The organism is Allopseudospirillum japonicum (genome assembly GCF_900108915.1).
GTDB lineage: Bacteria > Pseudomonadota > Gammaproteobacteria > Pseudomonadales > Halomonadaceae > Pseudospirillum > Pseudospirillum japonicum.
Map to the genome: position 1 here is coordinate 330,348 of NZ_FNYH01000001.1, position 20,510 is coordinate 350,857.

General features: G+C 45.9%; 19 protein-coding genes. 11 read left to right on the top strand and 8 right to left on the bottom strand.

Annotated features, from left to right (window positions below):
* Positions 1-7 precede the first annotated feature (7 nt).
* The 6 genes from murC to lpxC all read left to right on the top strand — a co-directional run bounded on the left by murC (position 8) and on the right by lpxC (position 7,162).
* The gene (gene murC / locus BMX05_RS01490) at positions 8-1,435 is read left to right on the top strand and encodes a UDP-N-acetylmuramate--L-alanine ligase (protein ID WP_093308353.1); all 1,428 of its coding nucleotides are present in this window, start codon (positions 8-10) and stop codon (positions 1,433-1,435) included.
* 37 nt (positions 1,436-1,472) lie between these two features.
* Positions 1,473-2,432, top strand: a complete 960-nt coding sequence (locus BMX05_RS01495) for a D-alanine--D-alanine ligase (RefSeq protein WP_177166739.1) — start codon at positions 1,473-1,475, stop codon at positions 2,430-2,432.
* Complete coding sequence (locus tag BMX05_RS01500; RefSeq protein WP_093308178.1) at positions 2,429-3,169, top strand: cell division protein FtsQ/DivIB; 741 nt, start codon at positions 2,429-2,431, stop codon at positions 3,167-3,169. Before BMX05_RS01495 ends, BMX05_RS01500 begins: the two co-directional genes overlap by 4 nt.
* Positions 3,170-3,394: 225 nt before the next feature.
* Positions 3,395-4,666, top strand: coding sequence for a cell division protein FtsA (ftsA, locus tag BMX05_RS01505; protein WP_093308179.1), 1,272 nt, complete (start codon positions 3,395-3,397; stop codon positions 4,664-4,666).
* 44 nt (positions 4,667-4,710) lie between these two features.
* Positions 4,711-6,027, top strand: coding sequence for a cell division protein FtsZ (gene ftsZ, locus BMX05_RS01510; RefSeq protein WP_093308180.1), 1,317 nt, complete (start codon positions 4,711-4,713; stop codon positions 6,025-6,027).
* Between the two features lie 223 nt (positions 6,028-6,250).
* A complete protein-coding gene (gene lpxC / locus BMX05_RS01515; protein ID WP_093308181.1) occupies positions 6,251-7,162 on the top strand; it encodes a UDP-3-O-acyl-N-acetylglucosamine deacetylase in 912 nt (303 codons plus the stop codon).
* On the opposite strand, the gene BMX05_RS01520 is transcribed toward lpxC, so the two are convergent.
* The gene (locus BMX05_RS01520) at positions 7,123-7,686 is read right to left on the bottom strand and encodes a DciA family protein (protein ID WP_093308182.1); all 564 of its coding nucleotides are present in this window, start codon (positions 7,684-7,686) and stop codon (positions 7,123-7,125) included. The genes lpxC and BMX05_RS01520 overlap by 40 nt on opposite strands.
* An 81-nt stretch (positions 7,687-7,767) precedes the next feature.
* Between BMX05_RS01520 and BMX05_RS01525 the strand changes: the two genes are divergently transcribed.
* From BMX05_RS01525 to BMX05_RS01540, 4 genes are all read left to right on the top strand, one after another.
* Entirely contained in the window at positions 7,768-8,697 is a 930-nt protein-coding gene (locus BMX05_RS01525; protein WP_093308183.1) for a M23 family metallopeptidase, read from the top strand.
* A gap of 193 nt (positions 8,698-8,890) precedes the next feature.
* A complete protein-coding gene (gene secA / locus BMX05_RS01530) occupies positions 8,891-11,602 on the top strand; it encodes a preprotein translocase subunit SecA (RefSeq protein WP_093308184.1) in 2,712 nt (903 codons plus the stop codon).
* 137 nt (positions 11,603-11,739) lie between these two features.
* On the top strand, positions 11,740-12,954 hold the full coding sequence (gene argJ / locus BMX05_RS01535) for a bifunctional glutamate N-acetyltransferase/amino-acid acetyltransferase ArgJ (protein WP_093308185.1): 1,215 nt from the start codon (positions 11,740-11,742) through the stop codon (positions 12,952-12,954).
* A gap of 74 nt (positions 12,955-13,028) precedes the next feature.
* Positions 13,029-13,979, top strand: coding sequence for a Nudix family hydrolase (locus BMX05_RS01540; protein ID WP_093308186.1), 951 nt, complete (start codon positions 13,029-13,031; stop codon positions 13,977-13,979).
* A gap of 4 nt (positions 13,980-13,983) precedes the next feature.
* Here the strand turns inward: BMX05_RS01540 and BMX05_RS01545 are convergent, their stop codons facing one another.
* Genes BMX05_RS01545 through BMX05_RS01570 form a run of 6 tightly spaced genes read right to left on the bottom strand, consistent with a single transcriptional unit; the run spans position 13,984 to position 18,501 of the window.
* Positions 13,984-14,289 carry a monooxygenase gene (locus BMX05_RS01545; protein ID WP_093308187.1) on the bottom strand — a complete coding sequence of 102 codons (306 nt, stop codon included), beginning with the start codon at positions 14,287-14,289 and terminating at the stop codon, positions 13,984-13,986.
* A 2-nt stretch (positions 14,290-14,291) separates the two neighbouring features.
* On the bottom strand, positions 14,292-14,486 hold the full coding sequence (yacG, locus tag BMX05_RS01550; RefSeq protein ID WP_093308188.1) for a DNA gyrase inhibitor YacG: 195 nt from the start codon (positions 14,484-14,486) through the stop codon (positions 14,292-14,294).
* 8 nt (positions 14,487-14,494) lie between these two features.
* Positions 14,495-16,024: an apolipoprotein N-acyltransferase gene (gene lnt, locus BMX05_RS01555; RefSeq protein WP_093308189.1), complete on the bottom strand. Its 1,530-nt coding sequence runs from the start codon at positions 16,022-16,024 to the stop codon at positions 14,495-14,497.
* Positions 16,025-16,031: 7 nt separating this feature from the next.
* Positions 16,032-16,913, bottom strand: a complete 882-nt coding sequence (locus BMX05_RS01560) for an HlyC/CorC family transporter (protein WP_093308190.1) — start codon at positions 16,911-16,913, stop codon at positions 16,032-16,034.
* A 39-nt stretch (positions 16,914-16,952) separates the two neighbouring features.
* Positions 16,953-17,471: an rRNA maturation RNase YbeY gene (gene ybeY, locus BMX05_RS01565; RefSeq protein ID WP_093308191.1), complete on the bottom strand. Its 519-nt coding sequence runs from the start codon at positions 17,469-17,471 to the stop codon at positions 16,953-16,955.
* A 31-nt stretch (positions 17,472-17,502) separates the two neighbouring features.
* Entirely contained in the window at positions 17,503-18,501 is a 999-nt protein-coding gene (locus BMX05_RS01570) for a PhoH family protein (RefSeq protein WP_093308355.1), read from the bottom strand.
* Positions 18,502-18,856: 355 nt separating this feature from the next.
* On the opposite strand from BMX05_RS01570, the gene speD reads away from it, so the two are divergent.
* Positions 18,857-19,666, top strand: a complete 810-nt coding sequence (speD, locus tag BMX05_RS01575) for an adenosylmethionine decarboxylase (RefSeq protein WP_093308192.1) — start codon at positions 18,857-18,859, stop codon at positions 19,664-19,666.
* A gap of 85 nt (positions 19,667-19,751) precedes the next feature.
* Here the strand turns inward: speD and coq7 are convergent, their stop codons facing one another.
* Entirely contained in the window at positions 19,752-20,399 is a 648-nt protein-coding gene (gene coq7, locus BMX05_RS01580) for a 2-polyprenyl-3-methyl-6-methoxy-1,4-benzoquinone monooxygenase (protein ID WP_093308193.1), read from the bottom strand.
* Between the last annotated feature and the right edge of the window lie 111 nt (positions 20,400-20,510).

The window sequence follows — 20,510 nt, forward strand, 5'->3', positions numbered from 1 at the left end:
TCCAGAAATGCGCCGGATTCGCAATATTCACTTTGTCGGAATAGGCGGTGCTGGCATGTGTGGCATTGCTGAGGTTTTGCTCAATCAAGGGTATCAAATCTCAGGCTCAGATTTAAAAGCCTCCAGTACCACAGCACATTTAAGCGCACAAGGCGCTACGATTTTTATTGGGCATGCCGCAGCACAAAGTGCCCATGCTGATGTTGTGGTCGTTTCAAGTGCAGTCAATCAAGAAAATCCTGAAGTACAAACTGCGTTAAAAGCACGTATCCCCGTGGTGCCTCGTGCGCAAATGCTGGCAGAGTTAATGCGCTTTCGCCATGGAATTGCGGTTGCGGGGACACATGGTAAAACCACTACCACTAGTTTAATTGCTTCTATTTTGGCACAAGCCGGTCAAGACCCTACTTTTGTCATTGGTGGCAAACTCACACATGCAGGCACCAATGCGGCTTTAGGTGCCAGCCGTTATCTCGTTGCTGAAGCTGATGAAAGTGATGCTTCTTTTTTGCATTTGCAGCCAATGGTAGCCATCGTTACCAATATTGATGCTGATCATATGTCAACTTATGGCGGCGATTTCCAATGTTTGCAGCAAACTTTTATTGATTTTTTACATAATTTACCTTTTTACGGTCTGGCAGTGGTTTGCTTGGATGATCCTGTGATTCAAGCTTTGCTCGCTAAAATTAATCGCCCTATTCTCACCTATGGCTTTCATCCAGAAGCTGATTTTCGTATTGTGGATTTCCAGCAGCAAGGCCGCCATATTCAATTTCGTGCATTGCGACCCGATTTACCGGATTTGCAGCTTCGTCTTCCTTTCCCAGGGCGTCATAACGCTTTAAATGCTTTAGCTGCCGTGGCCTTGGCAACCGACGAAGGTCTTGCTGATGAAGCCATCATACAAGGGTTGGCTCAATTTGCTGGTGTCGGTAGACGCTTTCAAGTGCATGGTGATTTGACCTTAACATCCAGTGCAACCAACAACCCTATACAAGTGACTTTAGTTGATGACTATGGACATCATCCTCGTGAAGTGCAGGCTGTGATTGATGCGGTACGTGCCGGTTGGCCACAACGTCGCTTAGTGATGGTTTATCAACCACATAGATATTCGCGTACTCGGGATTTATATGAAGACTTTGTGAAAGTTTTATCTCAGGTTGATCTACTGTTACTACTTGAAGTCTACCCAGCAGGCGAAGCACCTATTCCCAATGCAGATGGTCGCAGCTTGTGTGGTTCCATTCGGCAACGTGGTGAAATTGAACCTGTCTTCATTGAACAAACCGCTGACGTGCTTCATCTTTTACCCAAGTTATTGCAAGATGGTGATATTTTGTTACTACAAGGTGCAGGTGACATTGGCAGCTTAGCAACACGCCTTGCCGAAGGTGCCTTTGGGGCCAGCATTCAACCGAGCGATTTATAACTCTTCTATGATGCCTTTGTTAGTGGAAACACCTTCTATGCCACATACTTCAACACAAGCTCTAGACTCTATCGCCGTGCTTATGGGAGGCACCTCAGCCGAACGCAGTGTCTCTTTGCGTAGTGGTCAAGCCGTTGCAACGAGTTTACGTCAGGCGGGTCATCCAGTCATTAGCGTCGATATTGGTACCAATGCCATCCAGCAGTTACTTGAACTTACAAAAAACCATCAAGTATCACAAGTCTTTATTGCTCTACATGGACGCGGTGGTGAAGATGGTTGCATCCAAGGTGTTCTCGATTGGTTAGGCTTGCCTTATACAGGTAGCGGTGTGTTAGCCTCTGCTTTAGGCATGGATAAGCTCAGATGTAAGCAAATTTGGCAAGGTAACCATCTACCAACACCAGATTATTTGACCTTAGACGAAGCCACCTGCTGGGATACAGTGATTGAGACTTTGGGCTTACCCCTGATTGTAAAACCTGTACATGAGGGTTCCAGTATTGGCATTACCAAGGTAGAATCGCGCGCAGCTTTGTTGGAAGCTTACAAAATCGCAGCGCATCATGATCGCCAAGTGATGGCAGAGCGTTGGATCAGTGGACGTGAATTTACTGTAGGCATTTTAGACAATCAGGCTTTACCTGTGATTGGTTTAGAAACCCAACATCAATTTTATGATTATGATGCCAAGTATATCGCTACAGATACAAGATATCTTCTCCCCTGTGGGCTGGATACACAACAAGAGCGCGAGATTCAAGCCTTGGCTTTACAAGCTTTTAACGCGATTGGATGTGAAGGCTGGGGCCGTGTTGACTTTATGCAAGATGCCAACGGGCATTTTTGGCTACTTGAAATCAACACCAGCCCGGGGATGACAGATCACAGCCTAGTCCCTCAAGCAGCTGCAGCCGCAGGGATGAGCTTTCAACAACTCGTGACCAAAATTTTAGCTAGTGCTAAATGCCGTAGCCTAGGTGTGGAACCTGCATGAGCGTGTTACAAAGGTGGATCTTTGGATGGTTCGGGCGCACATTACTTGCCTTGATTGTAAGTAGTCTTTGGCTTGCAGTCATCGGCTGGTGGTTGCAGGCATTACTCAATCAGCCTGTCAACCGTGTGGAGATTCATGGCAAGCTTGCCTATGCCTCTACGCCCGTGCTGCAAGCACGGATGCAACCTTTGTTTACAAATGGCTTTATTAGTCTTGACTTGCACCACCTGCGTGATGCCCTGCTTGCCGATCCTTGGATTGCTCAAGTACGTATCCGTCGCCAGTGGCCTTCGACACTCTATGTTGAGCTAGAAGAACGTCAACCCTTTGCTTATTGGAATCAAGAAGGATTTTTGGATCAAAATGGTGCACTTTTTCATCCTCAACAGCCTTTACCACAACTTGATTTGCCCAAACTTTCAGGCCCGCCAGATCAATATGCTGAAGTGTTTGCGTTTTACAAAAATTTAAGTGAGGCTTTAGCACAGCAAACACATGCTGAACTCATTAAGGTTTCTGCTTTAGAACTGAGTCAGCGTGGTGCTTGGCACTTTGTTTTGAATGACTCTGTGAGTATTTTGCTTGGGCGTGATAGAATTGATGCGCGTTTGTTGCGGTTTCTATATTATTGGCAACATATGTTCGCTCAGCGTTGGCAGGAGGTAACACGCATAGACTTACGTTATCCCAATGGATTTGCAGTGGCTTGGAAATCCGCACAAAGTAACGGGTCTTAACAGAGTTCTTCTAGACCTTGACTAAGGTTTAGCATTAACCTGCCCAACTAAGGCTTAGTTATATATAGGTTTTTTATATATAGAAGCTTTATTTAATACCTGAAAAGACTTTGTTGCCGTTTGGTTTGCGATTTTGCCCATTAATTAATGAAGAACAAACCTTCACAGGGCAAAGTAAAGGCCTAATTTAGGATCAAGCTTATTATTGAGGAGAGCGCCCGACTTATGACAGCACATTCGACACGCGACAATCTAGTTGTCGGGCTGGATATAGGCACCTCAAAAGTCGTCGCTATTGTTGGTCAGCGAACCCCTGATGGTGCTATTGAAATCGTAGGGATAGGTAGCCACCCATCACGTGGCCTCAAAAAAGGCGTCGTGATTAATATTGAATCCACAGTACAGTCGATACAAAGGGCCGTTTATGAAGCAGAATTAATGGCAGGCTGTAAGATTCACTCGGTTTATGTTGGTATTGCAGGCAGCCATGTCAACAGCATGAATTCACATGGTATTGTTGCTATCAAAGATCGTGAGGTGGCTGAGCCTGACTTAGAACGTGTGATAGATGCAGCACGTGCCGTAGCCATTCCTGCTGATCAAAAAATTATTCATATTCTGCCGCAAGAATACGCTATTGATAATCAAGAAGGTATTCGCGAACCTTTGGGTATGTCTGGCGTGCGTCTAGAAGCCAAAGTGCATCTAGTGAGCTGTGCGGTCAATGCAGTACAAAATATCGAAAAATGTGTGCGTCGTTGTGGGTTAGAGGTTGATGATATTATCTTAGAGCAGTTAGCCTCAAGTTATGCTGTACTCACTGATGACGAAAAAGAACTGGGTGTTTGCTTAGTCGATATTGGCGGCGGTACCACAGATATTGCAGTTTTCACTGAAGGTGCTATCCGGCATACCGCAGTGATCCCTATCGCAGGTGACCAAGTCACCAATGATATTGCAATGGCATTGCGTACACCTACACAGCATGCAGAAGAAATCAAAGTTAAATACGCTTGTGCACTAACACAGCTTGCAGGTGCTGATGAGATGATCAAAGTACCTAGCATTAGTGACCGTCCTCCACGGGATTTATCACGTCAAGCTTTGGCAGAAGTGGTAGAACCTCGTTACGATGAATTATTTACTTTGATTCAAAGTGAATTACGTCATAGTGGCTATGAGGATTTGGTCGCAGCTGGCATCGTCCTTACCGGAGGCACAGCTAAAATGGAAGGCGTCATCGAGCTGGCCGAGGAAATTTTCCATATGCCAGTACGTCTTGCCTATCCTCAACATATCGCAGGGTTAGGCGATGTCGTCAGTAATCCGATTTATTCAACAGGTGTTGGCTTGTTGCTTTATGGGTTACAACAGCAAGAACAGGATGTCTCTCGTATGGGCACCACGGCTTCCGGTAAAGAAGGGGGACGCCAAGAAGCTCACGAAAGCGCAGGCACATGGATAAAAGTTAAACGCTGGTTCCAGGGGAATCTATAATTAAAGTTGGTGATCATGGCACACTGACTTTGGGAGATGGGTATATGTTTGAGCTGGTTGAAAATGCACCCAGCACCCCAGCCGTAATTAAGGTGATTGGTGTCGGTGGTGGTGGCGGTAACGCCGTTAACCACATGGTCGCCAACCATATCGAGGGTGTTGAGTTTATCTGCGCAAATACTGATGCGCAGGCACTAAAAAATGTAGCGGCTAAAAGCGTGCTACAACTAGGTAGTGAAATCACCAAAGGGTTAGGTGCAGGTGCCAACCCAGAAATTGGCCGCCAAGCGGCTATTGAAGACCGCGAGCTTATCGCTGAGGCACTTTCGGGTGCTGACATGGTGTTTATCACCGCGGGTATGGGGGGAGGCACAGGAACGGGGGGTGCCCCTGTTGTTGCTGAAGTTGCTAAAGAAATGGGCATTTTGACAGTCGCTGTTGTCACCAAGCCCTTTAGCTTCGAAGGCCGTCGCCGTATGACACTAGCTGACGAGGGGATTCGCCAACTCTCGCAGCATGTAGACTCTTTAATCACGATTCCTAACGAAAAGCTACTAGCGGTTTTAGGTAAGAACTTTCGCCTATTAGATGCTTTTGGCGCCGCAAACGATGTGCTCTTAGGTGCAGTACAAGGCATTGCTGAGCTGATTACTAACCCTGGTATGATTAACGTTGACTTTGCCGACGTTAAGACGGTTATGTCCGAGATGGGCTTAGCCATGATGGGGTCAGGGCATGGCAGTGGTGAACATCGTGCACGCGAGGCCGCAGAGCAAGCAATTCGTAGCCCATTGCTGGAAGATGTCGATCTTAGAGGTGCACGCGGTATCTTGGTGAACATTACCGCAGGCGATGATATGACGCTTGGTGAATTTTATGAGGTAGGTAATACCATCCAAGAGTTCGCATCAGAAAATGCGACCATTATCATAGGTACTTCGCTTGATAACAGTATGGATGACGAGCTGCGCGTTACTGTCGTAGCCACAGGTTTAGAACCTCAGGATATTGGTCAAAAACCTGATCCTAAAGCTCAGCAAACCAATGCACAAGCGAGCACACAAGCGCAGGCAACGCATCAAACGCCTCCTCTTGCAGCACGTCAAGGGCATCCAGCACCAGATAAAGGGCGTATGCCACCACCGGCACATTCAACAGGGCAAAGCAACACAGCACCGCAAGCACCGATGGGCCGTCCTGAACGCCCCATGCCACCACCGCGCCCTGCGGCACCAGCGCATCAGCGTCATGAACATCCAAATCATACACCTGAACGTGGCAAAACTAAGATTTCGCCCTCCAGCCGTGATGATATGGATTATCTTGACATCCCTGCTTTTCTACGTCGCCAAGCAGACTAGGCGTAGATTTTGGGCTAGTGCGATATGCTGTGTTCGTGTTTAGTGACTTCAGAAGTGCATGTTCGGAAGCTGCTAAATGCGGGCACAGTCGTTGTGCCTAAGCAGTAATTGAGCCACTTCAAATATTTGGCGTGGACTGCTGGTGTTGACTGCTATGTTGCGTCACGATCACAACACCTTGCACTGGTGTTCTTTTTACCTCTTTATCCATAAGATTTTATTCATGATCAAGCAACGTACGCTTAAAAATACAATCCGTGCAACAGGTGTTGGTTTACATTCAGGTGAAAAAGTCTATCTTACCTTGCGTCCTGCGCCCACAGATACAGGCATTATCTTCCGTCGTACTGATTTAGATCCCCATGTTGATATACGTGCGCATGCTGAAAATGTGCAAGGCACTACCTTGTCGACGACCTTAAGCCAAGGTAATGTACGCATAGGCACGGTGGAACACCTGCTTTCTGCACTCGCTGGTCTTGGCATTGATAATTTATACGTCGAAGTTAGCGCACCTGAAGTACCCATTATGGACGGCAGCGCCGGCCCCTTTGTATTTTTAATTCAATCTGCTGGTATCGAGGAGCAAAATGCACCTAAACGTTTTTTGCGAATCAAAAAGGAAATCCGTATACAAGATGAAGATAAGTATGCGTTATTTCGTCCTTACGAAGGCTTTCGCGTTCACTTTAGTATAGATTTTGATCATCCCGTTTTTAACCAACAAGTGCAAAGTGCCAGTATAGATTTTTCTAGCACTTCCTTTGTAAAAGAAGTCAGCCGTGCTCGCACTTTTGGATTCATGCGTGATATTGAATACTTGCGGGCACATAATCTTGCACTTGGTGGCAGCATGGACAATGCCATTGTCGTCGACGATTACCGCATCCTCAATGAAGAAGGCTTGCGTTATGAAGACGAGTTTGTAAAACACAAAATTCTTGATGCAATTGGTGATTTGTACCTACTAGGTTATAGCCTGATTGGTGAGTTTGAAGGCTTTAAATCAGGACATGGCTTAAATAACCAACTTTTGCGTACCCTCATTGCCCAACCAGATGCTTGGGAAATCGAAACCTTTGAGCGTCAAGATCGCTATGCCCCAGTTTCTTTTGGTTCACCCTTGCTTGCTTGAGCACGCTCTAAAATACGCGCAAGCGCCTCTTTCAACACGGGGTCTTGCGCTTGCGTATGCATCTGATGCAAACTCGCTTGGGCACAGACTGACAAGTTTTTAGGCTGGGGTGGTAATTTAGCCTGTGTTGGCTTAATGCTAGGACGTATTTTAAATTGCAAACGTGCTGTTGCTTGGATTAAGCCAGCTTGTGCTAGTTGGGCGCTCACGTTAAATGCACAACGTCTTAGTAAAGGTAAAGCAGCGGCTTTACTCAAGAACAAAGTCAGGCAATTATCTTCTAGATTGGCGACTTGACATACGTCCTTAAGGTTGGCAGGCAAAATTTTTCGTAGAACCTTCTGTATCTCCTGCAATCGATAGGCATGTGCCAGCATTTGATTCAAAGCAGCATCTTGCCCAGATTCTGCTGTCCCTTGCTGTGCTTGTTGCGCCAGTGTCTGGTATAAACTGGGGTAACGCTGATGCGATCGAGCCCGAGAAGGATGAGTGCACAAATTCTTAGAATGAGTCGCTAAAGTCATAAGCGTCCTTCCACATAAATTAGGTATCTAGCTGCATAGGATAACAAAGCACTAGAGTTTTGATGAGAGGCGCCTGTTTATATGAACATAGTGCTATTTGATAGCCCGCATGGACCTTCGCGTAATATTCAAATTTCAGGTTTTTTTGTCACCTGTATTTTCTTGTTTTTCATACTCATTGCCAGTGTGTTAGGTGGCTGGGCTACTTATTGGTATTTAGGTAAAAATCAAGAAATTGCAACGACAGAAACTGCGCAACAACTGCACCAAGAGCTCGCATTGCAAAAGCAAAAAGTAGCCAAAGTACAAGAGGATGCTGAGCGTCAACTAGAAGCACTCCGTGTACATCTTGCGAGTTTACAAACCCGTTTGATTCGTTTGGATGCCTTAGGTAAACGCCTAACCGATATTGCAGACTTAGATGATGATGAATTTAATTTTGATCAGGCACCTGCAGTTGGTGGACCAGAGAGCTTTTCATTCTTAGAAGAAAGCTTAAGTTTCCCTGCCTTTAACGACACCTTAAATACGCTAGATCAACAACTTGAAGACCGTCAACAACAGCTTGAAATGATAGAAGCGCTCTTAGATGCACGTCGCTTAGCGGATGAAACTTCTATTTTTGGACGTCCTGTGTTTAAAGGTTGGCTTTCTTCACCTTATGGACGCCGACTAGACCCTTTTACTGGTCGTCCAACCTGGCATGAAGGCGTTGATATTGCAGCACCTGAGGGCACGCCTATTATCGCTGTTGGTGGTGGTGTTGTCACTTGGGCAGGCTCCCGCTATGGCTATGGTTACCTCGTTGAAATTGATCATGGGAATGGTTATAGCACACGATATGCACATTGCAAAAAAATCAATGTGAGCAAAGGCGATCGCATTACACGTGGGCAAAAAATTGCCACTATGGGTAATACGGGGCGCTCCACCGGCCCGCATGTTCACTTTGAGGTCCGTTACAAAGACAAACCGATTAACCCAGCACCTTTTATGAATAAAACGGGCTGATCAAAGCTAGGCGAGCTAGTACAGCCTCAAAGGCGCAGCTCGCTAGAATTCATGTTATCATGCTGGTTTTAGGATGCTGAGCACCATACAGGATGCACTCTAGCGTAACCACGTTGCGAACGAACTGCTAGCCCTCTCCCTCTATGGATTTGGCTCAGCCTTGACCTTTTGCTTCTTGTATTAGTGAGCTCTTATGATTGGATCTATGTTTAGACGCCTATTTCGCAGCAAAAATGACCGCGAAATCAAACGCTTACGTAAGTTAGTCAAAAAGATTAATGCTTTCGAACCAGATATCAGCGCCTTATCTGATACGGAATTACAGGCCAAAACACAAGAGTTTCGCCAACGCTTACAAGAAGGCAGCTCGCTAGAATCCCTGTTACCAGAAGCTTTCGCTGTGGTACGTGAGGCCAGTAAACGGGTCATGAAAATGCGGCACTTTGATGTGCAGCTGATCGGTGGCATGGTGCTTAACCAAGGCGATATCGCTGAAATGCGTACAGGTGAGGGTAAAACGCTAGTAGCTACTTTATCCGCCTACCTTAATGCGTTACCCGAGAAAGGCGTGCACATTGTCACGGTGAATGATTATCTCGCACGCCGTGATGCCGAATGGATGCGCCCCTTGTATGAGTTTTTGGGCTTAAGTGTTGGTATCATTCATTCGGGCCAGCATCCGGCCGAAAAACGTCAAGCTTATCAAGCAGATATTACCTATGGCACTAACAATGAATATGGGTTTGATTATCTGCGTGATAACATGGCGTTTTCAGTGGAAGACAAGGTACAACGCCCTTTGCATTATGCCATCGTCGATGAAGTTGACTCTATCTTAATCGATGAAGCACGAACACCTTTAATTATTTCAGGGGCTGCCGAAGATAGCTCTGAACTCTACCGTCGTATTAACACGCTAGTTCCGCATTTGCGTCCTTGGGATGCAGAAACGGAAGAAGGCCACTATATCCTTGATGAGAAGCAACGCTCAGTTGAACTCACTGAAAATGGCCATCAACTTGTAGAAGAGTTACTGGTTCAAGAAGAGTTACTCAATGCAGGCGAAAGCCTGTATGCACCTGCCAACCTTGGCTTGTTACACCATATTAACGCTGGTTTGCGAGCACATGTACTCTTCCAAAAAGACGTTGATTATATTGTCCAAGAAGGACAAATTGTCATTGTTGACGAGCACACAGGACGCACCATGCCAGGACGTCGCTGGAGTGAAGGCCTACATCAGGCAGTAGAAGCCAAAGAAGGCGTCCCCATCCAAGCAGAAAGCCAAACACTTGCTTCGACAACTTTCCAGAACTATTTCCGCATCTACGAAAAGCTTTCTGGTATGACAGGAACCGCAGATACGGAAGCTTATGAATTTAGACAGATTTATAACCTTGATGTGGTGGTGATTCCGACAAATCGGGATGTTCAGCGCCTCGATTATAATGATCTGATTTATCTTTCCATTGAAGAAAAATACCTTGCTATCATTGAAGATATCAAAGCACAAGTAGCCGCAAAACGCCCTGTGCTGGTTGGCACCACTTCGATCGAAGCTTCTGAATACGTCAGTCGTCAACTGACAGCAGCTAAAATTGCTCACAATGTACTCAATGCAAAGCAGCACGAACGCGAGGCAGAAATTATCGCGCAAGCGGGGCAGCCCAGTGCCGTGACTATTGCAACCAATATGGCAGGTCGTGGTACAGATATTGTATTAGGTGGTAATTGGGAAGCTGAAGCGGCCAAACAGCAAGGCGCTAGCGCAGAAACTTTCGAAGCTTTAAAGCAAGATTGGCAGGCCCGCCATGATGCCGTGCTTGCGGCAGGTGGTCTACATGTTATAGGCACAGAACGCCATGAATCGCGCCGAATTGATAACCAGTTGCGTGGTCGCGCTGGACGTCAAGGTGACCCAGGTTCTACACGTTTTTATCTTTCCCTTGAAGATAATTTAATGCGGATTTTCGCTTCTGATCGTGTACGCAATATGATGCAGGCGATGGGGATGGAAAAAGGCGAAGCCATCGAACATCGCATGGTCACCAATGCCGTCGAACGCGCTCAGCGTAAGGTTGAAGGGCGCAACTTTGATATCCGCAAACAGTTGTTGGAATATGATGATGTAGCAAATGACCAGCGACAGATGATTTATCAACAACGTAATGAGATTCTTGAATCTGACGATATCGCTGAAACCATCGAAGCCATTCGCGAAGAAGTCTTGCACCAGACCATCAATGAGTTTGTTCCGCCACAAAGCTTGCCTGAGCAATGGCAAATTGCCAATTTAGAACAAGTCTTACAAACAGAATTCAACCTCGTCTTGCCTATTCAAACTTGGCTCGACGAAGACAAAGCTCTGTACGAAGAGCCTTTGCGCGCGCGTATTCTTGAATCTTTAGTCAATACCTACCAAGAAAAAGAAGCCCGTGTCAGTGCTGAGGTGTTCCGCAAGTTTGAAAAACAAGTCATGCTGCAAGTCTTAGATACACGCTGGAAAGAACATCTGTCCACCATGGATCACCTGCGTCAAGGGATTCACCTACGTGGTTATGCACAGAAAAACCCTAAACAGGAATATAAACGCGAAGCTTTCGAGCTCTTCCAGCAGTTGCTAATGGATATCAAAAAGGATGTCATCCGTATCCTCAGCCATATTCAAGTACAACAGCCCGAAGATGTGGACGAGATCGAACGTCGTCGTCGTGAAGCTCTCGCGCGCGAGCAAGCAAGCTCACAGTATCAACACGCTCAAGCGGACGCACAAACCCAAGAGGAATCCTCAGCGGAGGCGCCTGCACAACCTTTCGTACGTCAAACCCCTAAGGTAGGACGTAATGATCCTTGCCCTTGTGGTTCAGGTAAAAAATATAAGCAATGTTGCGGCAAGCTCAGCTAATCGCAACACGTGCATTTTCTTTTTAATGCGCATACACTAAGCTTCTCGCCTATTAATCTTCTTTGATTAATAGGCGGTTTTTGTTTGTTATTGTGTGTTATTTTTCAGCCCAAGTGATTTGTTGAGGATCGACTCTTATGGCCGTTGGCGAACTTCCTTTACCTGAGTTTTATCCCATTCAAGGTGTCCGTTTAGGGATCACAAGTGCAGGGATTAAACGTGTTGGGCGTCAAGATCTTGTACTGATCGAAGCAGCAGCAGGTAGCCAGATTGCTGCAACTTTCACACAAAATGCTTTTTGTGCTGCACCAGTACAGATTGCGAAAAAGCACTGGCAAACAAATACGCAAGGACCACTGTATTTGCTCATCAATACAGGTAATGCCAATGCGGGCACAGGCACGCAAGGTCTAGAAGACGCTATGGCGACTTGTCAAGGGGTTGCCAAGTTAACACAAACGCCAGTCGAAAGTGTGCTTCCGTTTTCTACTGGGGTCATTGGTGAGCCTTTACCAGTAGAGAAAATCCTCCATGCTTTGCCACAAGCCTATGCCAACTTAGATGCACACCAGTGGGTACAGGCAGCACAAGGTATTATGACCACAGATACACGTCCCAAAGGGGCAAGTTTGTGCGTCCAAATCGACGGACAAAATGTGCATCTTAGCGGCATTTCCAAAGGTGCAGGCATGATTCAGCCTAATATGGCAACCATGCTGGCATTTATTGCTACGGATGCCAAACTCGATGCACAAATACTGCAAAAACTACATACACGCGCAGTACAAAAAAGCTTTAATCGCATCACAGTCGATAGTGATACCTCGACCAATGACGCTTGCATTTTAATCGCTTCTGGTCAGGGTGCCCACTTACAAAGCGAAGCTGCATTACAAGCCTTCCAACAGGCTTTGGAGACCTTACAACTTGCACTTGCACAAGCTATCGTACGTGATGGCGAAGGTGCTACCAAATTTGTTGAGGTTTGTGTTGAGCAAGCCACGACAGAGCAAGAGGCGCTTCAGGTGGGGTTTACAGTGGCCAACTCCCCTCTTGTGAAAACGGCTTTATATGCTTGTGATGCCAATTGGGGGCGTATTTTAGCCGCTGTCGGCCGTGCAGGTGTCCTTAATTTAGATGTCAACCAGATTCATATCTGGCTTAATGATGTCTGTATTGTCGAAGCTGGTGCACGTGCAGCAAGCTACACAGAAGAAGCTGGTAGCCAAGTCATGCAACAAGAAGAGATCAAAATTCGCATTGCACTCGCTCGAGGTACAGTGCATGCCAGTGTCTGGACTTCTGATCTTTCTCATGAGTATGTCAGCATTAATGCAGATTACCGTTCCTAAGGACAGCTACCTTAAGCGCGCTTGTTGAAGACTTGGGCACTTGCTTCCCTCAGTAGAAAATTTAAGGCTTTATCATGTCGAAATGTGTGCGCGTCGCGGTAGCAGTCATCGTTCGTGATCATACGCATCTTCTGATTGCACGTCGTCATTCACATCAAGATCAGGGCGGGCTATGGGAGTTCCCTGGCGGCAAGCTCGAAGTTTATGAAACAGGTTATCAGGCGCTTGTGCGTGAGTTAGAAGAAGAAGTGGGGATTCATATTCGGCAAGCCCGCCCTTTAATTCAAGTGCGCCATGATTATGCTAATCAACAGGTTTTACTTGATGTCTGGCAAGTCTTAGATTTCCAAGGTGAGGCTTATGGACGCGAAGGCCAAGAAGTGCGCTGGGTTGCTTTAGATACACTGGCAGATTATGCATTTCCTGCTGCCAATCAGGCGATTGTACAAGCGGTACGCTTGCCTGATCAATACTTGATCACGCCTGAGCCTCAGCAAGGTTTGTCTGCTTGGTTAGCACAGCTTGAACAAGGACTCACGCAAGCAGGGCCCCAACCCTTAGTGCAAATTCGTGCACACTCTCTCAAAGCACAAGACTATTTCAAGTATGCATATGCCGCCACTGAGTTAGCACATCAATACCAAGCCCGCGTCATTCTTAACGCCACGCCAGATCTTTTGCAGCAGATCCCTGCTCAAGGGGTGCATTTATGTGCTTGGCAATTAGCTCAATATAACAAACGCCCTATCGAAAAAAATTACTTCCTCTCTTGTGCGGTGCATTCCCCAGAGCAACTAGCGCAAGCACAGAGGTTACAAGCAGATTGGGTCTGCTACTCGCCTATTTTACCGACCAATTCGCATCCAGAAACTACAGGTTTAGGCTGGCAAGCCTTGCAAAACTTTTGCCAACAAGCCAAAGTCCCCGTCTATGCTTTAGGTGGTATGCGAGCTGAGCATTTGGCACGGGTACAGGCGCTAGGTGCACAAGGGATTGCAGGTATCCGCTGTTTTTTTAATAACTAAAATGTTAAGTGATAGGCGCGCGATTGATTAGCGATAATTCCGTATTCACCGCAAAAATATGCGCACGTATTTTTGTGATACCGGCAGCTTGTAAGCGCGCTTGATGCTTTTCCAGATAAGCTTGGGCGCGGCTTTCATTCGCAAATAAGTAGACCCCACCGGCTTGTTGCATCTTTTCGTTTTCGGTCCAGATTTTCCAAAGTAAATCCTCTTCTTGGGCAATATCTGCTGCTAACGCTTGCATTGCTTGCACCATTTCAGTACCAAAAGGACCTGAGTAAGGAAAATCTACTTGCAATAAATAAGGCATTTTTAAGTTTCCTTTGTGGAATGCGTGCTCTGATCAGGATATTCACTATCCCCCGCCAGCTTGTGCTCTTCGTTAGCCCAAGCACCAAAATCAATTAACTGACATTGACGGCTGCAAAAAGGGCGATGCGGATTGGTTGCTGCAAATACGCTAGGCTTGCCACAGCGTGGACAAGCAAGATAAATCACTTCCGACATAATATTTCCTAAAACAGGCGCGCTTGTGTCTTGGGTGTGAAAAGGGCATAAGCTAACGCAAATAGCGCAAGTACGCCAGTTGGCAAAGAACCAAAACGGCTAAAGGGCGTCTCTCCCTGATAAGCTTGTACTTGCCCTCGAATTACAGTTTGTGCAAATTGCTCACCTTGGACCACAATTCCACCTTGTGGATCTAAAATCACTGAAACACCATTGTTGGTCGCTCGTACCAGCATGCGTGCATGTTCACGCGCTCGCACCTGAGCAATTTGTAAGTGCTGCCAAGGCCCGATAGATCCCCCAAACCAAGTATCATTGGAAACCATCAAAATCCAATCCGTACTACGAATTTGCTGCGCTGCAAAATCTGGATAGACAGCTTCATAACAAATCAAAGGCGCCACTTGGTGGCCTTGTACCCTTAAAGGTGCTTGCTCACTGGGACCTGCAATAAAGCTCGACATCGGCAGATCAAAAAATTGGATCAGCCCACGTAACCAAGCTTCCAGAGGGACATACTCACCAAAAGGGACTAATTTTTGTTTGTGATAAACACCCGCACCCTCGCCCACAACGATCAAGGTATTATGGTACTGATTCTGTTCTGGGTGAGTACGAAATGGAATGCCGGTAATTAAAGTTGCTTGCGCAGCAAGTGCCCCCTCTTGCACTTGATTTAAGTAACCTTGTGCATTTTGATACAAGGCAGGTACTGCAGTTTCTGGCCAGATGATTACTTCTGCTTGAGTTTCCTTAGCGGTCATTTGGTAATAAAGCTTGAGGCTTTGCATTCTTTGCTCTGGCAACCATTTCTCCAACTGAGGAATATTCGCCTGAATCAAACTCACAGCCAGAGGTTCACCACTAGGGGTACTCCAAGTGACTTGCTGTAAGCCCCATGCCCCTAGCCAAGGCAACAAAACTAGCCCCAAATACACAGGCTTTTTCGCCCATTGCCTAGTAAAAATTACATGCATAACATAAGCACTCAAAGCAAGCCAGAAACTCACTAGAAACACACCACCTACAGGTAGCCATGCACCAAGCAAGGTTTCAGCTTGGCTTGTACCCAGCAATAACCACGGAAAGCCTGTTAATAAATGACTACGTAGCCACTCAAAAAGTACCCAAAGCCCTGCCCAACCAAGATATAAAGCCCGCGAATGACGCAAATAGCGCCAAGCAAGCACTGCCTGTAATGCAGGTAGGAGAGCCAGCCCCATCACAAAAAGGCTGGTCAGCACTAAGGCGAGGACTAAGCCAGCACCCCCATAATCATGGATGCTGACAAAAACCCAAGAAACCCCTGCACCAAAAGCGCCTAGGCCATAAAACCAACCACACCAAGCAGCTAATTTAAGCTGCTTGACCAAACAGATACGACGTAGGAATAAATAAACTGAAAGAGGCGCACACCACCAAGCATCATAAGGTGCGAAAGCGAAAGGTAGCAGCCAGCCAGCAAATAGGGCAAGACTGATCTGATATACAACACCTTGCTGAATCAGGGTGTGCAGGGTATCGCGCAAGGACGTCATCAGTCGATTAGCTTTCTTCGTCGTTAGCTGAAGCAGTATCTTCCTCTTGCGAAGCACATACTTGCAACAAACGGATACGGCGGTTATCTGCACTTAAGACGGTAAAATTTAATTGCCCTAGACGAATATGCTCATGCCGGCGCGGTAAATGGCCAAACGCTTGCATCACAATGCCACCTATAGTATCAAACTCATCATCGCTAAACTCAGTGTTAAAATGCTGGTTAAAATCATCTATCGGTGTCAGTGCTTTCACTACAAAGCAATCTTGGTTGAGAGGTTTGATATCGCCTTCTTCATCATCAACATCATGCTCATCTTCGATATCGCCAACAATTTGTTCAAGAATATCCTCAATGGTCACTAAGCCTGCTGTACCACCGTATTCATCCACGACAATAGCCATGTGATTATGAGTGTCACGAAACTCTTTTAACAAAGTATTCAAACGTTTGGATTCAGGCACAAAGAGTGCTGGGCGCGCTAATTTACCAAGTTGCAACTGGCTATTGTTATCAGGGTGCAAAATGAGCGGCAGCAGATCTTTTGCCAATAAAATCCCTAAGACTTCATCCGTACTTTCTCCAATCACAGGGAAGCGTGAATGTGCGGATTCTATCACCGTAGGTAGGAAGTCTCTGGGAGTTTGCCCGTCACGAATGACCACCATTTGCGAGCGTGGAATCATAATTTCACGAACTTGCATTTCAGTGATTTGCAGCGCACCTTCGATAATGCTCATCGCTTCTGCATCAAGCAAGAGGCGCTGTTCTGCATCACGTAAGAACTCTAACAACTCATTACGAGTACGCGGCTCACCACTTAAAGCCGTGAAAATTTTTTCCATCCAAGATCTACTTGATGTCGAACTCGATCGCTCATCACTCATATGTTATCCATCCACAGCTAGCATATAAAACACAGGCTTTTAAACCTCATACCCTTCAACGTCATAGGGATTGGCGATCCCTAAAGACGCAAGCAATTTTACCTCTAAAGCTTCCATTTGCTCAGCTTGCGCTTCTTGTATATGGTCATAACCGAGCAAATGCAAGCATGCGTGTATCACCAAATGTGCCCAATGATGCTGCAGCAACTTTCCCTGTGCTTTCGCTTCTTGCACTACTTGAGGTACGCAAATCACTATATCTCCCAAGAGGTTACATTCCGCTTGGGCTTCTTCCGGCAAGTCTTCTGGTAACTCAAATGGAAAAGATAACACATTTGTTGGGTAGTCTTTGCCACGATAAGTTGCGTTAAGGTGCTGACTTTCTTCCCCATTGACCAAGCGAATACTTAACGCATGATGTTGGTATGCTGGGTGCCCTTGCATCACTAAATCACACCAAAGTTGAAAGTCTGCTAGGCTAGGCCATTGCACTTGCTGATCCAGTGTGGATGCTTTTTCTTCGTCTGGGTAAGCAATTTGTAAATCAAGATCTATCATAAAAGCCAAGCACTCATTTTAGAGGTCGTTGTTAATCTTCATCGTCTTTTTCAAAGCTTTCGTAGGCTTCTACAATACGCTGCACGAGAGGATGGCGCACAACATCTCGAGTTCCAAAACGCGTAAAACTGATGCCCTGTACCTCACTTAAAACTTGCATCACCTGAATGAGGCCAGAGTGACTGCCGCGTGGCAAATCAATTTGGGTAACATCACCAGTAATCACTGCGGTAGAACCAAAACCTATCCGAGTAAGGAACATTTTCATTTGTTCTGGTGTTGTATTTTGGCTTTCATCGAGAATCACAAATGCATTATTGAGGGTGCGACCACGCATAAAAGCTAAGGGCGCAACTTCAATGACACTACGTTCGATTAACTTACCCACCTGCTCAAACCCAAGCATATCGTATAGCGCATCATACAAAGGGCGTAAATAAGGATCTATCTTTTGTGCCAGATCCCCAGGCAAAAACCCTAACTTTTCTCCTGCTTCTACTGCAGGACGCACCAATAAAATACGTTTCACCTGATCACGTTTAAGCGCTTCTACTGCACAGGCCACCGCTAAATACGTTTTCCCTGTCCCTGCAGGTCCAATCCCAAAGTTGATATCATGGCCGCGTATCATACGCACATAGGCTTGTTGATTTTCTCCACGCGGACGTACACTTAACTTGGGTGTTTGAATAATGACTTGTTCTTGCTGAGCATCTGTTTGTAAACCAGCATCTTGTAAAGCCTCTAAACCGGATTCTTGCAAAAATAAGTGCACCATATCAGGAGTAAGCTGCGCATGAGCTGTTTCTTTGTATAAGTGTTCTAATAAACTAAAGGCAGTTTTCACCCGCGCCGCTTCACCTGCGATCTGAAAATCTTGGCCACGATTGCGTATAGTCACTTGTAAACGCTGTTCGATTTGACGCAGGTGCTCATCATGTAAACCACAAAGATCAGCCAAACGTTGTACATTCGCAGGCTCTAGTTGAAATGTAGCGATTTGATTGTGTTGCACACTTGGGCTAGAAATATTCAAAGTCACGCGATCACTCGTTCAAAAAAAAACAAAGATTAAGATTAGCGATTGCCTACACAAAAAGAAAGCCCTGTACGCATAGACAAGAAGCTGCATCGATAAAGTGTCATCTTATGATAGGCATAATGCATTTTCGTGAAGTCTTGATCGACAAGGAGTACAAGAAATCCACAAAACAAGGATGCAAAAACGGGCTTATAACGGCATAATAGGCGCGCTTACTTGATACAAGACTGAGCGCATTTGCTTAGCCTATCGACACTTGATAGGTAGAGATGACAAATGTATTGGGTTCCGACGTACTTACGTCGGGTGGATTGCAACTGCCTGGATAATAAGGGGCTCGGGCGTGCAAGACAAACTTCGACTTCATGGTTTTAACAACCTCACCAGTTCCCTGAGCTTTAACATCTACGATATTTGTTATGCAAAGAGTGAACAGCAACGCAGCGAATACATCGACTACATCGATGAGTTATACAATGCTGAACGCCTTACGCAGATTCTCAAAGATGTTACTAATATCATTGGAGCCCATGTGTTAAATATTGCGCGTCAGGATTATGATCCTCACGGCGCAAGCGTGACCATGCTGATTGCAGAGCATGAACTTACAGGCCCAGGCCCGATTACTGAAGTAGGCCCTGGACCTTTGCCAGATGCTGTGGTTGCGCACTTGGATAAAAGCCATGTGACTGTACATACCTATCCTGAATCTCATCCTGACAATGGTATTAGCACCTTCCGTCTTGATATTGATGTTTCAACGTGTGGTATGATCTCACCTCTAAAAGCACTGAACTACCTGATTCACAGCTTTGATTCTGATATTGTGATGATGGATTACCGAGTGCGTGGTTTCACACGTGATGTCAATGGACGTAAACACTTTATTGACCATGACATTACTTCCATTCAAGATTACCTTTCTGAAGATACCAAACGCCAATACCAAATGGTGGATGTGAACGTTTATCAGGAAAATATCTTTCATACCAAGATGTTATTGAAAGATTTTGATCTAGATAACTATCTTTTTGGTATCACTAAACAAGATTTGACTTTCGAAGAAGCAGCAGACATTGAACGTCGCCTGCGCAAAGAAATGCTAGAGATTTTCTATTGTCGCAATATGGATAAAGTCAAAACGCAAGCTTAAGATCACCTCAAGTGTACCTATCAAGCACACTTGAGCATGACGTAAAAGCTGACAATCGCGGCACTTTTGTGTCGCGATTCTTTTTCTAAATACGATACACACTGGCTGTCATCACTTTAGACATTAACGTCATAGCCCCTTTCACAGGTGCCGGAAACTCCACGCCACCAGCATTTAATGCCCAATCCGCATGATGTGCCTCGTCTGTATACATTTGCTGCAAAATAGCACGACTTTTATGGTCTTGATCCGGTAAAGCCGCAAAGTGCTCATCTAAATGCAGGCAAACCTGTTGCTCAGTTGCAGCGACAAAGCCCAAGCTGTATTTATCCCCCACAAAACCCGCAAGGGCACCTATACCAAAAGATAAACCATAAAAGACTGGATTAAGGTAACTTGTACGATCACCCAGCTCCTGCAAACGCTGTGCACACCAAACAAGATGGTCAATTTCCTCACGGGCCGCCTGCGCCATCTGTTCACGCGTATCAGGCAAACGTGCGGTTAAAGCCTGCCCTTGATACAGTGCTTGCGCACACACTTCACCTGTGTGATTAATGCGCATCAAACCGGCAGCATGACGCTTCTGATCTTCATTCAAATCCTGTTCTTGTATCTGGTCTGCTGGATTAACGCGATAAGCCGTCGCTGCTTGTGGGACCAAGGTTTTCACTAAAGTATCAAACTGCATTAATGCCTTATCAAAAGTCGTAAATTGACGTTGGGAAGCCATAAATATCCTCAATGTTAAAGAAAATTGATACAGCGCCGTTTATTAGCGCAAGTCTATCCTTGATAATTAACAATCTAGTCGAAGCAAGCAAGGCTTTGTGGTAATGTTATC

Bases quoted from the DNA above. Each gene is read 5' to 3' on its own strand.
- BMX05_RS01560 (WP_093308190.1), bottom strand. From the start codon at position 16,913: ATGAGTGATGAGCGATCGAGTTCGACATCAAGTAGATCTTGGATGGAA.
- BMX05_RS01495 (WP_177166739.1), top strand. From the start codon at position 1,473: ATGCCACATACTTCAACACAAGCTCTAGACTCTATCGCCGTGCTTATG.
- murC (WP_093308353.1), top strand. From the start codon at position 8: ATGCGCCGGATTCGCAATATTCACTTTGTCGGAATAGGCGGTGCTGGC.
- argJ (WP_093308185.1), top strand. From the start codon at position 11,740: ATGGCCGTTGGCGAACTTCCTTTACCTGAGTTTTATCCCATTCAAGGT.
- BMX05_RS01525 (WP_093308183.1), top strand. From the start codon at position 7,768: ATGAACATAGTGCTATTTGATAGCCCGCATGGACCTTCGCGTAATATT.
- ftsA (WP_093308179.1), top strand. From the start codon at position 3,395: ATGACAGCACATTCGACACGCGACAATCTAGTTGTCGGGCTGGATATA.
- lpxC (WP_093308181.1), top strand. From the start codon at position 6,251: ATGATCAAGCAACGTACGCTTAAAAATACAATCCGTGCAACAGGTGTT.
- ftsZ (WP_093308180.1), top strand. From the start codon at position 4,711: ATGTTTGAGCTGGTTGAAAATGCACCCAGCACCCCAGCCGTAATTAAG.
- lnt (WP_093308189.1), bottom strand. From the start codon at position 16,024: ATGACGTCCTTGCGCGATACCCTGCACACCCTGATTCAGCAAGGTGTT.
- BMX05_RS01500 (WP_093308178.1), top strand. From the start codon at position 2,429: ATGAGCGTGTTACAAAGGTGGATCTTTGGATGGTTCGGGCGCACATTA.
- BMX05_RS01545 (WP_093308187.1), bottom strand. From the start codon at position 14,289: ATGCCTTATTTATTGCAAGTAGATTTTCCTTACTCAGGTCCTTTTGGT.
- BMX05_RS01540 (WP_093308186.1), top strand. From the start codon at position 13,029: ATGTCGAAATGTGTGCGCGTCGCGGTAGCAGTCATCGTTCGTGATCAT.
- BMX05_RS01520 (WP_093308182.1), bottom strand. From the start codon at position 7,686: ATGACTTTAGCGACTCATTCTAAGAATTTGTGCACTCATCCTTCTCGG.
- ybeY (WP_093308191.1), bottom strand. From the start codon at position 17,471: ATGATAGATCTTGATTTACAAATTGCTTACCCAGACGAAGAAAAAGCA.
- secA (WP_093308184.1), top strand. From the start codon at position 8,891: ATGATTGGATCTATGTTTAGACGCCTATTTCGCAGCAAAAATGACCGC.
- coq7 (WP_093308193.1), bottom strand. From the start codon at position 20,399: ATGGCTTCCCAACGTCAATTTACGACTTTTGATAAGGCATTAATGCAG.
- yacG (WP_093308188.1), bottom strand. From the start codon at position 14,486: ATGTCGGAAGTGATTTATCTTGCTTGTCCACGCTGTGGCAAGCCTAGC.